Annotated in this window: 17 protein-coding genes; 10 read left to right on the forward strand and 7 right to left on the reverse strand. The window is 72.6% G+C overall.

The features are described from left to right. Positions 1 to 10: 10 nt before the first annotated feature. Entirely contained in the window at positions 11 to 553 is a 543-nt protein-coding gene (locus EBO35_RS11985) for a TOPRIM nucleotidyl transferase/hydrolase domain-containing protein (protein ID WP_122817915.1), read from the forward strand. Between the two features lie 40 nt (positions 554 to 593). Next, entirely contained in the window at positions 594 to 989 is a 396-nt protein-coding gene (locus EBO35_RS11990; RefSeq protein WP_122817916.1) for an SRPBCC family protein, read from the forward strand. Here EBO35_RS11990 and EBO35_RS11995 read toward each other — a convergent pair. After that, the gene (locus EBO35_RS11995) at positions 940 to 1,953 is read right to left on the reverse strand and encodes a helix-turn-helix transcriptional regulator (protein ID WP_122817917.1); all 1,014 of its coding nucleotides are present in this window, start codon (positions 1,951 to 1,953) and stop codon (positions 940 to 942) included. The two genes, EBO35_RS11990 and EBO35_RS11995, sit on opposite strands and share 50 nt — an antisense overlap. 91 nt (positions 1,954 to 2,044) lie before the next feature. On the opposite strand from EBO35_RS11995, the gene EBO35_RS12000 reads away from it, so the two are divergent. After that, positions 2,045 to 2,785 (forward strand): alpha/beta fold hydrolase, encoded by a 741-nt coding sequence (locus EBO35_RS12000; protein ID WP_122817918.1) that lies wholly within the window; start codon positions 2,045 to 2,047, stop codon positions 2,783 to 2,785. Between the two features lie 291 nt (positions 2,786 to 3,076). On the opposite strand, the gene EBO35_RS12010 is transcribed toward EBO35_RS12000, so the two are convergent. Beyond that, complete coding sequence (locus EBO35_RS12010) at positions 3,077 to 3,769, reverse strand: response regulator transcription factor (protein WP_122817919.1); 693 nt, start codon at positions 3,767 to 3,769, stop codon at positions 3,077 to 3,079. A 193-nt stretch (positions 3,770 to 3,962) separates the two neighbouring features. Between EBO35_RS12010 and EBO35_RS12015 the strand changes: the two genes are divergently transcribed. Both EBO35_RS12015 and EBO35_RS12020 read left to right on the forward strand, forming a co-directional pair. Continuing rightward, positions 3,963 to 4,340 carry an ArsR/SmtB family transcription factor gene (locus EBO35_RS12015; protein WP_122817920.1) on the forward strand — a complete coding sequence of 126 codons (378 nt, stop codon included), beginning with the start codon at positions 3,963 to 3,965 and terminating at the stop codon, positions 4,338 to 4,340. Next, complete coding sequence (locus EBO35_RS12020; RefSeq protein WP_122817921.1) at positions 4,337 to 4,888, forward strand: SRPBCC domain-containing protein; 552 nt, start codon at positions 4,337 to 4,339, stop codon at positions 4,886 to 4,888. Before EBO35_RS12015 ends, EBO35_RS12020 begins: the two co-directional genes overlap by 4 nt. 25 nt (positions 4,889 to 4,913) lie before the next feature. Here the strand turns inward: EBO35_RS12020 and EBO35_RS12025 are convergent, their stop codons facing one another. Then, entirely contained in the window at positions 4,914 to 5,237 is a 324-nt protein-coding gene (locus EBO35_RS12025) for a winged helix-turn-helix transcriptional regulator (protein ID WP_122817922.1), read from the reverse strand. A gap of 88 nt (positions 5,238 to 5,325) precedes the next feature. Here EBO35_RS12025 and EBO35_RS12030 point away from each other — a divergent pair, with 88 nt between their 5' ends. Beyond that, positions 5,326 to 6,258, forward strand: coding sequence for an NAD(P)-dependent oxidoreductase (locus tag EBO35_RS12030; protein ID WP_122817923.1), 933 nt, complete (start codon positions 5,326 to 5,328; stop codon positions 6,256 to 6,258). 12 nt (positions 6,259 to 6,270) lie between these two features. Here EBO35_RS12030 and EBO35_RS20215 read toward each other — a convergent pair whose 3' ends face one another. Continuing rightward, entirely contained in the window at positions 6,271 to 6,405 is a 135-nt protein-coding gene (locus tag EBO35_RS20215; protein WP_263457630.1) for a hypothetical protein, read from the reverse strand. A gap of 220 nt (positions 6,406 to 6,625) precedes the next feature. Between EBO35_RS20215 and EBO35_RS12035 the strand changes: the two genes are divergently transcribed. Genes EBO35_RS12035 through EBO35_RS12045 form a run of 3 tightly spaced genes read left to right on the forward strand, consistent with a single transcriptional unit; the run spans position 6,626 to position 8,758 of the window. Beyond that, the gene (locus EBO35_RS12035) at positions 6,626 to 7,045 is read left to right on the forward strand and encodes a DUF6069 family protein (protein WP_206422548.1); all 420 of its coding nucleotides are present in this window, start codon (positions 6,626 to 6,628) and stop codon (positions 7,043 to 7,045) included. 10 nt (positions 7,046 to 7,055) lie between these two features. Continuing rightward, on the forward strand, positions 7,056 to 8,156 hold the full coding sequence (locus EBO35_RS12040; RefSeq protein ID WP_164477939.1) for a sensor histidine kinase: 1,101 nt from the start codon (positions 7,056 to 7,058) through the stop codon (positions 8,154 to 8,156). Continuing rightward, positions 8,153 to 8,758: a response regulator transcription factor gene (locus tag EBO35_RS12045; protein WP_122817925.1), complete on the forward strand. Its 606-nt coding sequence runs from the start codon at positions 8,153 to 8,155 to the stop codon at positions 8,756 to 8,758. The genes EBO35_RS12040 and EBO35_RS12045 overlap by 4 nt, the downstream gene beginning before the upstream one ends. A gap of 27 nt (positions 8,759 to 8,785) precedes the next feature. On the opposite strand, the gene EBO35_RS12050 is transcribed toward EBO35_RS12045, so the two are convergent. Further along, complete coding sequence (locus EBO35_RS12050; protein ID WP_122817926.1) at positions 8,786 to 9,754, reverse strand: MsnO8 family LLM class oxidoreductase; 969 nt, start codon at positions 9,752 to 9,754, stop codon at positions 8,786 to 8,788. A gap of 121 nt (positions 9,755 to 9,875) precedes the next feature. Continuing rightward, entirely contained in the window at positions 9,876 to 10,316 is a 441-nt protein-coding gene (locus tag EBO35_RS12055; protein WP_122817927.1) for a DUF309 domain-containing protein, read from the reverse strand. Between the two features lie 479 nt (positions 10,317 to 10,795). On the opposite strand from EBO35_RS12055, the gene EBO35_RS12060 reads away from it, so the two are divergent. Further along, the gene (locus tag EBO35_RS12060) at positions 10,796 to 10,999 is read left to right on the forward strand and encodes a cold-shock protein (RefSeq protein ID WP_122817928.1); all 204 of its coding nucleotides are present in this window, start codon (positions 10,796 to 10,798) and stop codon (positions 10,997 to 10,999) included. Between the two features lie 76 nt (positions 11,000 to 11,075). On the opposite strand, the gene EBO35_RS12065 is transcribed toward EBO35_RS12060, so the two are convergent. Continuing rightward, the gene (locus tag EBO35_RS12065; protein ID WP_122817929.1) at positions 11,076 to 12,542 is read right to left on the reverse strand and encodes a basic amino acid/polyamine antiporter; all 1,467 of its coding nucleotides are present in this window, start codon (positions 12,540 to 12,542) and stop codon (positions 11,076 to 11,078) included.

Raw genomic sequence — 12,542 nt, forward strand, 5'->3', positions numbered from 1 at the left:
GAATCGCGGCGTGCCTCGACCCATCACGCTCCTGGTCGAGGGCGAGTCCGACCGGGCCGCCCTCGTCACCCTCGCTCCGCGCTTCGGCGTCGACCTCGATGCCGAGCAGATCACCGTCACCGTCATCGGAGGGGCCGGCAACTTCGGCCGTGCGATCGCGGAGGCCACCGCGCAGGGGCACCGGGTAGGTGGGTTGTACGACGAGGCCGAGGAGCGCTTCGTCGCCGGCGCGCTCAACCGTCAGGACGGCGAGGACCTCACCCGGCAGGGGTTCTTCGCCTGCCGCCCCGACCTGGAGCTGGAGCTGGCTCGCGCGATCGGGGTCCCCGAGATGACGTCGCTGTTGGAGGCGAACGGCGACCTGAAGACGTTCCGCGACTTCCAGGACCAGCCCGCGCACCGCGACCACGAGGCGCTCGACCAGGTGCGCCGCTTCGTGTCCGCCTCCGGCGCCCGGAAGGCCAGGTACGCCGCGCTGATGGCGGAGACCGTCCCGTTCGAGTCCGTCCCGGAGCCGCTGGAGGGCCTGCTCGGCTGGATCTGGAGCCGCTGAGCGGCCCGACGCGCGTCGCCCCGCGGCGTAGCGTCGACCCATGGGGCCCACACTCAGGATCGACGTGGCGGCACCGCACGACGTCGCCTGGCGCGAGCTGGTTGACGTCCGATGCTGGCCGCACTGGGGTCCGACCGTGCGGGCGGCGCGACTCGACGACGGCACCGCGTGGCTGTCGGCCGGCGCGACCGGGGCGGTGCAGACACCGTTCGGGGTGTGGCTGCCGTTCCGGGTCGAGCACTGGCACGACGACGGGCCGCGCCACGCCTGGTCGTGGCGGGTGGCCGGCGTGCCCGCGACCGAGCACGCCGTGACGAGGACCGGCCCGGACGCGTGCCGGGTCGAGATGGCCGTCCCGTGGTGGGCCCCGGCGTACCTCGGCGTGGTCAGGCTGGCGCTGACCAGGATCCGGCGGCGGGCGGAGTCGAGCCTCTAGATCGCGTGCCGCGCGCGGCACTGGCCCGGAGGCGGTCTGCCACGGCGAGGACCTCCTCACGCAAGGCCGCCGGGGTGATCACCTCGAAGTCCCAGCCGAGCCCGGCCAGCATCCGGGCCATGCCGTCCAGGTGCTCGGCGCGCGTCTCGAGGAGCACTCCGTCGGCGTGCTCGCTGAGCCGTCCCGCGCTCCGCGGGAGCCGCTCGCCGGCCTCCGCGAGGGTGGTCCGCAGGACGACGGAGACCTCGTGCGACCACCTGACCGCCGCGATGCCCGAGGTGACCTGGGTCGTGGCGTCGAAGTCGGCAGGCACGACGTAGCAGCCGGCTCCCTGTTCGAGCGAGACGATGCGGTCCAAGCGGAAGGTCCGCACGTCGTCCCGGGAGTGATCGTGTCCGCTGACGTACCACCGGCCGGAGTGGAAGACCAGGCCGTACACGTCGAGCTCACGCTGCGACTCCCGCCCGGCCCAGTCGGTGTACGCGATCACGACGGTGCGCCGCGCCTGCGCGGCCGAGGCGAGACCGAGCAGGGTGTCGGCGCCGGCGGGCGCGGGGGCGCGCACCGGGGTCGTGAACTGTGCTGTCGACAGCAGGCTGTCGAGCCGCTCCCCCAGGCCCCGCGGCAGGACGCGGGAGACCTTGGCCAGCGCGCTCGCCGTGGCCGCGTTGTCGGTCGTGGCGAGCCCCGTGCGCTCCGCGGCCGTGAGCCCCAGGACGACGGCGATGGCCTCGTCATCGGTGAGCATCAGCGGCGGCAGCTTGTAACCCGGGGAGAGCCGGTAGCCGCCGTACCTGCCCCGCTGCGACTGAATCGGGATCCCGAGGTCGGCGAGGTGCTCGGCATAGCGACGGACCGTGCGCTCGTCGACCCCGAGCCGAGCAGCGAGCTCGCCGACCGTGCGCTGGCCGCCCGCCTGGAGCAGCTCCAGCATGGCGAGCACCCGAGCGGTGGGGCGAGTCACGGCCCTCCTCGGTGGGCTCGAAGAACTGCGGAGTGAAATCGGGCGTAATACCGGGCGGAAAGTGCCCGCAATCCAGCCTAGCGTGGCCGCCATGACCACCACCACCTACGTCCTCATCCCCGGCTTCTGGCTCGGCGCCGAGGTCTGGCGCCCGGTCGCCGACGCGCTGCGACGGCGCGGTCACCTCGTGCACGCCGTCGACCTCGCCGGGATGGGCGAGCGCGCCCACCTCGCCGCGCCCGAGACCGACCTGACGACCCATGTCGACGACGTCGTGGACCTGATCGAGCAGCAGGACCTGCACGAGGTCGTCCTCGTCGGCCACAGCTACGGCGCCCTCGTCGCGACCGGTGTGGCCGACCGGATGCCCGACCGCGTGGCGCACCTGGTCTACATCGACTCAGGCCCCCTGCCCAACGGCATCGCCCAGGCCGACTTCGAAGGCCCCGAGGCGCGCGCGGCCAACCAGGATGCGGTCGTGACACACGGCGAGGGCTGGCAGCTCCCGCCGCCGGACTGGGCAGCACTCGCCGCCGAGGTGCCCGAGGTCGACGATGCCGCGGTGGCCGCACTGGTCGAAGGCTCACGCCCACAGCCCTGGCTGACCGCGACCCAGCCGGTGGCACTCACCGGCGCCTGGGAGCGGCTGCCGCGCACCGGCGTGCTGTGCAGCTTCAGTCTCGAGCAGCTGCAGCAGATGGCACCGCACGCGCCGGTCTTCGCGCACATGATCGACGGTGACTGGACCTACCTCGAGCTGCCGACCTGGCACTGGCCGATGGTGAGCCGACCGGCGGAGCTCGCCCAGGCGCTGGGGTCGGTCGCTCGCTAGGCGGGGCACCAGGGACGGACGGATCGACATCGAGGGGCTGATCACCCACCGGTTCGGCCTGGACGAGATCCAGGAGGCGTACGACGTGTTCTCCCGCCCCCAGGAGACCGGCGCCCTGAAGGTCGCGCTGTTCAACCGGTGAGTCCACCCGGACCGGCCCAACCGCACTGATGTGCCCGGACTCCGCTGTCTCGCCGTGCCCGAGGCCGGCTCCCAGCCCTCGCCGCTGCGCGCCCGATCTCGACCCAGGGGTACCTCACGTGGCCGAGGCCTTGGCGGGTCTTGCGGGGTCTAGCGGTCCCTGCCGCGGAAGCGGGGGCTGGTGCGCAGGACGAGTTCGGCATCGACGGTACGCAGGGTGTCGGGCTGGAACCCGTTCTGCATGCCCCACAGAACAGCCTGCGATCGTCGGGTTGCGCCGATCTTCTGGTAGGCCGTGCGGATGTAGGTCTTCACCGTGTTGAGGCTCAGGAACACCCTCGCTGCGATCTCCTGGTTGCTCAGCCCTTGGGTGATCAGCGCAAGGACCTCCGCCTCGCGCGGGGACAGCCCGGCCGAGCGTCCCGGCCAGTCACCCTCGCCGCCGACGCTCGACTCCTCGTCGCCGGGGAGGATGACGATCTCCCCCCGGACGACCCGCTCCAACGCCGCGACGATCTGCGGCCCGGACAGCACCTTGGACAGGTAGCCCCGGGCGCCCGCGGCGATCACCTGCTCGATCAGCCGGAGGTCGAGGTTCCAGCTGTAGACCACCACCATGGCGCCGCTGTCGCGCACGAAGTCCTCGAGGTCGATCCCCGTGCCCTGCACCTGGGCGAACGTGTCGTAGAGAACAACGTCCACGTCCGAGAGAACGGGTGTCGACGCGCCGGTCTCCACGACGTCGATGCCCTCGTCGGCCAGGAACGCCGCGACCCCTGCCACCACCACCGCATAGTCGTCGACGATGGCCAGCCGCAACGGGCGCTTCGAGTCGGCACTCACGGCCTCACCCTAACTCGGCACTCGCCCTGTCCCCGGCTCGCGGCGGCCCGGGGCCGGGCACGGCGTCCAGGTGCCAGCGGGTCGGTCAGGGCGGATACGAGCGGCCGCCGCTCGACCTCCGCAACCTCACGGTTGACAACGTGCGGCCACCATGGCCTACTTTATTCAACCCATTGGTTGAAAAGGATTTCCGATGACCGATCAGCTCTCGCGCGTCTTCTCGGCGCTCGCCGACCCGACCCGACGCGACATCGTCGCCCGCCTCGCCGTCGGCGATGCCACCGTCGGGGCGCTCGCCGAGCCGTACGACGTGAGCGTCCAGGCCGTCTCCAAGCACCTCAAGGTGCTCGAGGACGCCGGCCTGGTCAGCCGCAGCAAGGACGCGCAGCGCCGACCGGTCCACCTCGAAGCCGAGGTCTTCGACCTGATGACGAAGTGGATCGAGCGCTACCGCCGGCAGGCCGAGGAGCGGTTCAGCCGCCTCGACGGCGTACTGGCCGAGATGGACCAGATGGACCAGATGGACGACGACACCAGCACCCCCATCACCCGGGAAGGAACCGCATCATGAACACCACTACCCACCAGCAGGGCCACCAGCAGGGCGACCAGCAGGGCGACCCGGCATCCCCCAGCGCGCGGCGCTACGACCAGGCGGCGATCGAGGCCGACGCGTCGGTGCCCGCCATCCACATCTGGCGCGACTTCCGGGCCACCCCGGCCCAGCTCCTCCGTGCCCACACCGACCCCGAGCTCTTCGTCCGCTGGGTCGGCCCCCAGGACGTCGAGAACGAGGTCGTCGAGTGGGACGCCCGCGACGGTGGCGCCTGGCGCTACACCACGCGGCACCAGGGCTTCGAGACCGCCTTCCGCGGCTGCTTCCACACCGTCCGCGAGGACCGCATCGTGCAGACCTTCACCTGGGAGGGCATGCCGGACGTCGTCTCGCTGGAGACGATGATGTTCGAGGACCTCGGCGACGGGCGTACGAGGCTGCACGCCTTCTCGCTGTGCGACTCCTTCGAGGGCCGCGACCAGTGGCTGGCCAGCGGCATGGAGGTCGGCGTCAACGACGGGTACGCCAAGCTCGACCGGCTGGTCGCGGAGAGCGTCCTGTAGCCGGGGCGCACCCGGGTGCCGGCCGTCAGGCTCGGGCCGCGGAGATCTCGGCCATGTGCTGCTCGCCCCACGACCCGAGCGGCTGCAGGGCCTCGTCGAGCGCGCGGCCCTTGGCCGTGAGCGAGTACACGACCTTCGGCGGCACCTGCTGGTGCACCTCGCGGTGGACGACTCCGTCCCGCTCGAGCTCCCGCAGCTGCTGGATCAGCACCTTCTCCGAGACCCCGGGCAGCTCCCGCCGGAGCTCGCCGGTGCGTCGCGGCTCGACGCTGAGCGCCCACAGGATCAGTGGCTTCCACTTGCCGTCGACCACCGCGACGGCGGCGTCCAGTCCGCAGATGAACTCCATGCCAGCCCTCCTTCACTGACCCCCGGGTACGTATCCCACAAAATAGTGGGTACTTCCGCGTCCGCGCTGGACTCCGCATCGTGGTGGCATGACCTCCACCGACTCCTCCCCCACGCCAGCAACCACTGGCCCTATCACTGACACTGCCCCGGTCGCCGTCATCGGCCTGGGGTCGATGGGTGCGGCCCTGGCCCGGGCCTTCCTCGGCGCCGGGACGCCCACCACTGTCTGGAACCGCACCACCGCGCGGGCCGAGGCACTCGCGGCCGAGGGTGCCGACCTCGCCCCGGACCTCGCTGCGGCGGTCGAGGCGGGCACCGTGGTCGTGACCTGCCTGCGCGATCACCAGGCCACCCGCGAGCTGCTCGGCGCGCTGCCCGCCGAGGCCTTCGCCGGCCGGACCGTCGTCGTCCTCGCCTCGTCCACCCCCGCCGAGGCCCGCGAGACCCAGGCGTGGGCCGACCAGCGAGGAATCCGTGCGCTCCTCGGGGCGATCATGGTGCCGACGCCGCTGATCGGCACGCCGCAGTCGCTGATCCTGTACGCCGGGCGCCGCGACGTCCTCGACCGGAGCCGCGCGACGCTCGAGGTGATCGCGCCGAACTCGGCGTACGTCGGCGACGACCCGGGGCTGGCGCCGCTGCTCGACACCGCGATGCTCGAGGTCTTCTTCGCCGGGATGACCGCGTTCCTGCACGCCAGCGCGATGGTGACCGCGCACGGGCTGGAGGCCGCGGCGTTCCTGCCGTGGGCGAAGGAGATGCTGGCCATCCTGCCGGACACGTTCGACGGCCTCGCCGCGGACGTGGACGCCGGCAGCTATCCGGGCACCGAGGACAACCTCGCCATGGAGCTGGCGGCGCTCACCCACATGGTGACCACCAGCCGGGGCGCGCGCGTCGACAGCCGCCTGCCCGAGCTGATGCACGACCTCGCCCGGCAGGCCGTCGACGCGGGCCACGGCGCCGACGGCTGGTCGCGGGTGGTGGAGGTGCTCCGCGGTCCCGGCGACAGGGCGTGACCCCGCGGCCGGTCACGCAGCAGGCGCGATGCCGATCCGGGTCTCGAGGCGCTCGATGATCGCCTGCTGGAACACCGGGTCGCGCGTGGCCGGGTGCGGCGCCCGGGCCGACCGGTGGAACCAGTAGCCGCCGGTCCGGGTCGGCACCCGCCCGGGGTCGACGGCATGCGACAACGCGTCGGGCGCCGGTGACCAGGATCAGTGCCATGTCAGGGTCCCTCCCCGCTCGGCCCACTAGGACGGCGGACGCCGACGGCGCTGTCCACATTTGTCCCGGCCGGTCGACCACCTTCGCCCCTGCGCGGCCGCCGAGCGCGTCCCTAGCGTCGAGGTGTCGCCCATGGTGGGCGCGAACGGAGGGACGGCGATGAGCGTGCTGGAGGAGAAGCGGGCCTGCGCCCCGCGGGGCCGGGTCCGGGACGCCTGGCCGGTGGCGGTCGTCGCCGCCGCAGCCGCGGCGCTGGTCTGGTGCCTGGCCACCCTGGTGGCCTCGGTGGACCTGACCGTGCGCACCGGCTCTGGGAGCCAGCCGGTGAACGTGGTGTCGGTGATCGTCACCTCGATCGTCGTGACCCTGGCCGGCGCCGGGCTGCTGCAGGTGCTCGATCGTCGTACCCGTCGCGGCCTGGCGATCTGGACCTGGGTCGCGCTCACGGTCCTAGCGATGTCGTTGCCCGGCCCCCTGGCGGCAACGAGCCCGGCGGCCGGGGTGACCCTGGTGGCGCTCCACCTGCTCGTGGGCGGGGTCGTGATCGTCGGGCTGCGGGCCCGGCACCCGGGCCGCTAGCGTGAGCGCCGTGACGAGCTGTCCCCCGGGAGCCTGGAGGCGCAACGTCTCGGTGCTCGTGTGGACTCCGGTGCTCCTGCTCGGCCCGGTCCTCGACGTCCGAGGGTCTACCGGGTCGATCGTCCTCCAGGTCGCGATCATCGTGGTCATCGCAGCCTCGGCCGTCACCGCGGCGCTGGCCGGCGGACCCCCGTGGCACGACGCGCGAGCGCCCCTCGCCCTGTCGACACTGATCGCGGCGACGGTCGCCGGCAGCACGCTGGAGAGTGCCCAGTGGCTGCCCACCTGGGTGCTGCTGGCCAACGCCCTGCCGAGCGCGATCCGGGGTCGCTGGCTGCTGCTGGCGATACCGGCCACGACGGCAGGATCCATGGGGGCCGCCTGGATGGTTGCGCCTCACGACGGCACCCGGGTGCTCACCCAGGGCTTCGTGGTCGTGCTCGCCGGGCTGGCGAACGCCGCCTTCACCGCCCTCATCGACACCGTCTCCGAGCTGCGGCGGACTCGCCAGGAGCTGGCGCGGGTCGCGGTGGCCGAGGAGCGGGACCGCTTCTCCCGCGACCTGCACGACCTGCTCGGGCACACGCTGTCGGTCATGGTCGTCAAGGCGCAGGCCGTACGCCGGCTCGTCGCGGCGGACCCCGCGGCGGCCGTCGCGCACGCGGTGGACATCGAGCAGATCGGGCGGCGGGCGCTGGTCGACGTACGCCAGGCGGTCGACGCGATGCGCTCACCCACCCTGGCCGAGGAGGTGGCCGGGGCCTGCCACGCCCTCGACGCCGCTGGGATCGCCACCAGGGTCGACGGCTCCCCGGTCGTGGCCAGCGGGACCGCGGACGAGCTGCTGGCCTGGGTGGTGCGCGAGGGAGCGACCAACGTACTGCGGCACTCCGGCGCCTCCACCTGCCGGATCTCGCTGTCCGACGTCGACGGCCGGGTGGCCCTGACGATCGCGGACGACGGCATGGGCGCACCGCCGACATCGGCCCCGCGCGTGGGCGGGCTGGCGGGCCTGCGGGAGCGACTGGCCGCGGTGGGCGGGGACCTCGTCGTCGAGCCCGGGGACGACGGCTTCCGGCTGGTGGCCACGGTGCCGGGCGGCCGGGCGTGATCCGCGTGCTGCTGGCCGAGGACCAGGCGATGATGCGCGGGGCGATCGCCGTGCTCCTCGATCTCGAGGACGACATCGAGGTCGTGGCGCAGGTCTCGCACGGGACCTCGATCGTGCCCACCGCGCTCGCGCTGCGGCCGGACGTCGCGCTGCTCGACATCGAGCTGCCGGGCGTCTCCGGCCTGGACGCCGCCGCGGACCTGGCGGCGCAGGTGCCGCAGTGCCGGGTGGTCATCGTGACGACCTTCGGCCGGCCCGGCTACCTGCAGCGGGCGATGGCGGCGGGGGCGGTCGGCTTCCTGGTCAAGGACGGGCCGGTCGAGGGGCTGGCGGAGGCGATCCGGCAGGTAGTCGCCGGCCGGACCGTGATCGACCCCGAGCTCGCGGGCGCCGCGCTGCGGACCCCGCCGAGCCCCCTCACCCACCGCGAGCGGGACGTGCTGGCGGCCGCCGAGAGCGGATCCACCGTCGCCGACATCGCCGGGCTGCTGCACCTCTCGCCGAGCACGGTGCGCAACTACCTCTCCGACGCCATCGGCAAGACCGGCACCCGCAACAAGACCGAGGCGGCGCTGCTCGCCCGGCGCAACGGCTGGCTCTGAGCCCACGCGGGACCGTCGCAGCCGCGGTCAGTCCACGAGGTCGCGCAGCATCCGGTCCGAGGCCAGCAGCGCGTCGCGGTCGTACGTCGAGGCGCTCGACATCAGCTCGTCAGCCTCGGTGCGCTCGATGAGCGGGCCCAGGCGCCGCCTTACCGTCGCGGGGCTCCCGGCCACGGTGCGGTCCAGCGAGGCCTCGACCCGGCTCTGCACCTGGGCCGGCCAGGTGGCCCCGCGGATCGCGGCCACCGGCTCCAGCGGCGGGAACTCGCCCTCGCGCCGCGACCGCGCCATCGCCCACGCCTCCGGGAGCGCGAGCTCCCGTGCGGTCGCGTCGTCGTCGGCGAGCAGGACGTCCAGGGAGATCGTCACCCACGGCTCGCTGCCGAGGTGCGGTCGGAACTGCCGCCGGTAGCGGTTCAGGGCACCGGGCAGCTCCTCGGAGTCGAGGATGGGTCCCCCGACCACGACCGGCAGCCCCAGACGCGCGGCGAGGTCGATCCCGCGTCCGGTGGCGAGCAGGTACATCGGCACCGACCGACGGGTGGCCGGACGGGCCGTCACCTCGGCCTCACCCGCGAGGTAGCTGCGCAGCTCGGCCAGGTCGTCCTCGAAGGAGTCGGGGGCGTCGAGGTCGCGGCGCAGCGCGCGGCGCACCGGTGCGGTGAAGCCGAGCGAGCGGCCCAGCCCGAGGTCGACCCGATCGGGATGCAGCGCGTCGAGGACCAGGAACTGCTCGGCCACCACCAGCGGCTGGTGCAGCGGCAGCATCACGCCGCCCGATCCGATCCGGATCCGCGAGGTGCGGGCACCGATGGCGGCCAGCAGGACCGCCGGCGTACCGGACCCGATGCCGGGGACGCCGTGGTGCTCAGCCACCCAGAACCGCTCGTAGCCGACCGCCTCCGCGTGCCCGGCGCGCGCCACCGTCGCTGGCAGCGCGTCGGCGTCGGGAGAGCCGACGCGGGTCCGGGATCGGTCGAGCAGCGAGAGATTCACGCCGGCCTCAACGCGGCGCGACGCCCTCCGCTTCCCCGTGCCCCGGGGTCGCCGACCGGAGTCGTGTGCCCGAGGACGCATCGGGGCGCGTGCTCGGGCACACGACTCCGAGCGTGGCCGGTCAGGTGCTCGGAACCCGGCCGCGCGCACATTCGATGAGCGCTGGGAGGTCGAGGCCGTACGTCGGACCGGAACCCTGCTGGTACGCCGCCAGCCGGCCCGCTGCACGCTCGAACAGCCTCGCGGCCCCCACGGTGTTCCCCCGCGCCTCGTGGGTCAGGCCCACGCACAGCTGGGCCAGCCCCTGCCACAGCTCGCGCTCCTCGTCCGGGCACGACTTCCACCGGACCTCCAGGGCCTCGTGCGCCGCGAAGGGGCGACCCTCGTCCAGCAGGGCCCGGGCGTACGCCAGGGTGTCCGCCGGCGAGCGCGGCTCCTCGGAGATCGGCTCGACGCCGCTCGCGCCGTACGGCAGGGGGCGTCCGAGCGGGTCACGTGGCCGGGCCTGCTGGGCTCGTCCGTGCTCGTTCCGGTCGCGATCGGCCGGTGGCTCCTGCTGCATCGTTCCCCCTCCGTCAGGACACGGGCAGCCCACAGGGCTCCGCGGCATCCGGTCCCCACCGTACGGACCCGGACCGTGGTGGGCCCGGCCGGCGCTGCGGCCGGGCCCACCAGGCAACCCCTGCCGATGTGGTCGGACCACTGTTTACGGATCACGGTCGCCACACAGGATCGGAACCTGCCGTAGCCCGTCCGCCCCAGGGGTGAGGCGAGGGCCCGAGTGTAGGAGCAGCGCATCTCCGCCCGCCACGAGAATGCTGGTGGGATCGGGCGGAGCGTCGCCGAATGCCGGAAGCCGGCACCGGTGCGCTAGTGTCGGTCGTGTTGAAGGGATGGCCTCTGGTCGTCCTTGCCGCGGACCTGATCGCGGCTCGTATCTCGTACTACCTGGTTTTCGGTTCGCTGGACATCAGCACGGTTTGGATGTCTTCAGCTATTCGAGTGGCACATTGCCCTCGACACCGAACAAAGGAACAGATCATGGCTCAGGGAACTGTCAAGTGGTTCAACGCTGACAAGGGCTTCGGCTTCATCGCCCAGGACGGTGGCGGCGAGGACGTGTTCGTCCACTTCTCCGCGATCCAGTCCAGCGGCTACAAGTCGCTCGAAGAGAACCAGAAGGTTGAGTTCGACCTCGCCGCCGGCCCCAAGGGCCCGCAGGCTGAGAACGTTCGCGTCTCCTGATCTCCTGACGAAGGGCCCCGACCGCACTGCGGTCGGGGCCCTTCGTGCATTTCCTCAGGCTCCCGTCCCTGGCGGCTCACAGCTCCAGCACCCCCACCGCCAGCAGCACCCCCGCCAGGATCGCCAGCGCCCACAGCACCAGGCAGACGCCGAGCTCGGGCCGGGTGAAGGCCCGCTGGCCGCGCTCGCGGCGAGCCCGCAGGTACACCAGCGTGCCGGGGGCGTAGACCAGGCAGCCGAGGAGGAGGTAGCGCGATCCGGCGGCGTAGAGCAGGAGCAGCGAGTAGGCGACGGCCAGCAGCGCGACCAGCCGGTCCCGACGGCGGGTGGCGGCGCTCTCGGCGTCGTAGGTCTGGCCGGTGATCGTGAGCTTCAGCGCGTAGGCGCCCACCAGCAGGTAGGGCACCAGGGCGAGGGAGGTGTCCAGCTTGAGCATGAACTCCAGCGCGTCGTCGACGACGAGGACGAGCAGCAGGAACAGCTGCACGGCGATGTTCGTGGTGACCAGGGCGGCGATGGGCGCGCCGTGGCGGTTCTCCCGGGCCAGCAGCCGGGGCATCACCTCGGTGCGGGCCGGGCTGAACATCACCTCCGCGTTGAGCAGGGTCCAGGCCAGGTAGGCACCCAGGACCGACACGATCACGCCGAGGTCGATGAGCGTGGCGCCCCAGTCCCCCACGATCGACTCCAGGACCGCCCCCATCGACGGCTGCTTCGCCGCGGCCAGGTCCCGCTGCGGGAGGACGCCGTAGGAGACCAGCGTGACCGACGAGAACAGGGCCAGGGTGCTGACGAAGCCCAGCACGGTCGCCCGCCCGACGTCCGCCCGGCGGCGCGCCATCCGGGAGTAGATGCTCGCGCCCTCGACGCCCAGGAACACGAACGTCGTGACCAGCATCGTGTCGGTCACCTCGTCGAAGAGCGACCCGGCCGTGTGGGGCCGGCCGCCCCAGAGGTTGTCGTCGAACTGGTCCGCCTGGAACGAGACCACCGCGATCACCACGAAGATCAGGATCGGCACCACCTTGGCGAGGGTGACGATCCGGTTGACCACGGCGGCCTGGCGTACGCCGCGCGCGATCAGCACGTGCAGCACCCAGACCACTGCCGAGGCGAGCAGCACGGCCAGCACGGTGTTGCCCTGCCCGAGGCCCGGGAGGAACGCGCCCAGGCCGGCCATCGCGAAGGTCAGGAAGAAGACGTTGCCGACCACGTTGCTGGCCCAGTAGCCCCAGGCGGCGTTGAAGCCGGCGTAGTTGCCGAACCCGGCCTGGGCGTAGATGTAGATGCCGTTGTCGAGGTCGGGACGGCGGACCGCGAGGGACTGGAAGACGAAGGCCAGCATCAGCATGCCCAGGCCCGCGAGGATCCAGGCGATCACCGCGCCGAGCACCCCGGTGGCCGCGCCGAAGTTCGCGGGCAGCGTGAACACCCCGCCGCCGACCATCGAGCCGACCACCATGGCGGCCAGGGTCAGCACCGAGACGGTCTGGACCCGGCCGTCCGCCGCCGGGGCGGCCGTCTCCCGTGTCGCGTCGGCCAT

The sequence above is a fragment of the Nocardioides pantholopis genome (genome assembly GCF_003710085.1).
In the GTDB taxonomy this organism is placed as follows: Bacteria; Actinomycetota; Actinomycetes; order Propionibacteriales; family Nocardioidaceae; genus Nocardioides; species Nocardioides pantholopis.

What these genes read in the sequence shown, in the direction of transcription:
- EBO35_RS11990 (WP_122817916.1), top strand. Translation starts at nt 594, where the DNA reads ATGGGGCCCACACTCAGGATCGACGTGGCGGCACCGCACGACGTCGCC.
- EBO35_RS12000 (WP_122817918.1), top strand. Translation starts at nt 2,045, where the DNA reads ATGACCACCACCACCTACGTCCTCATCCCCGGCTTCTGGCTCGGCGCC.
- EBO35_RS12015 (WP_122817920.1), top strand. Translation starts at nt 3,963, where the DNA reads ATGACCGATCAGCTCTCGCGCGTCTTCTCGGCGCTCGCCGACCCGACC.
- EBO35_RS12020 (WP_122817921.1), top strand. Translation starts at nt 4,337, where the DNA reads ATGAACACCACTACCCACCAGCAGGGCCACCAGCAGGGCGACCAGCAG.
- EBO35_RS12025 (WP_122817922.1), bottom strand. Translation starts at nt 5,237, where the DNA reads ATGGAGTTCATCTGCGGACTGGACGCCGCCGTCGCGGTGGTCGACGGC.
- EBO35_RS12030 (WP_122817923.1), top strand. Translation starts at nt 5,326, where the DNA reads ATGACCTCCACCGACTCCTCCCCCACGCCAGCAACCACTGGCCCTATC.
- EBO35_RS12035 (WP_206422548.1), top strand. Translation starts at nt 6,626, where the DNA reads ATGAGCGTGCTGGAGGAGAAGCGGGCCTGCGCCCCGCGGGGCCGGGTC.
- EBO35_RS12055 (WP_122817927.1), bottom strand. Translation starts at nt 10,316, where the DNA reads ATGCAGCAGGAGCCACCGGCCGATCGCGACCGGAACGAGCACGGACGA.
- EBO35_RS12060 (WP_122817928.1), top strand. Translation starts at nt 10,796, where the DNA reads ATGGCTCAGGGAACTGTCAAGTGGTTCAACGCTGACAAGGGCTTCGGC.
- EBO35_RS12065 (WP_122817929.1), bottom strand. Translation starts at nt 12,542, where the DNA reads ATGGCCGACGCGACACGGGAGACGGCCGCCCCGGCGGCGGACGGCCGG.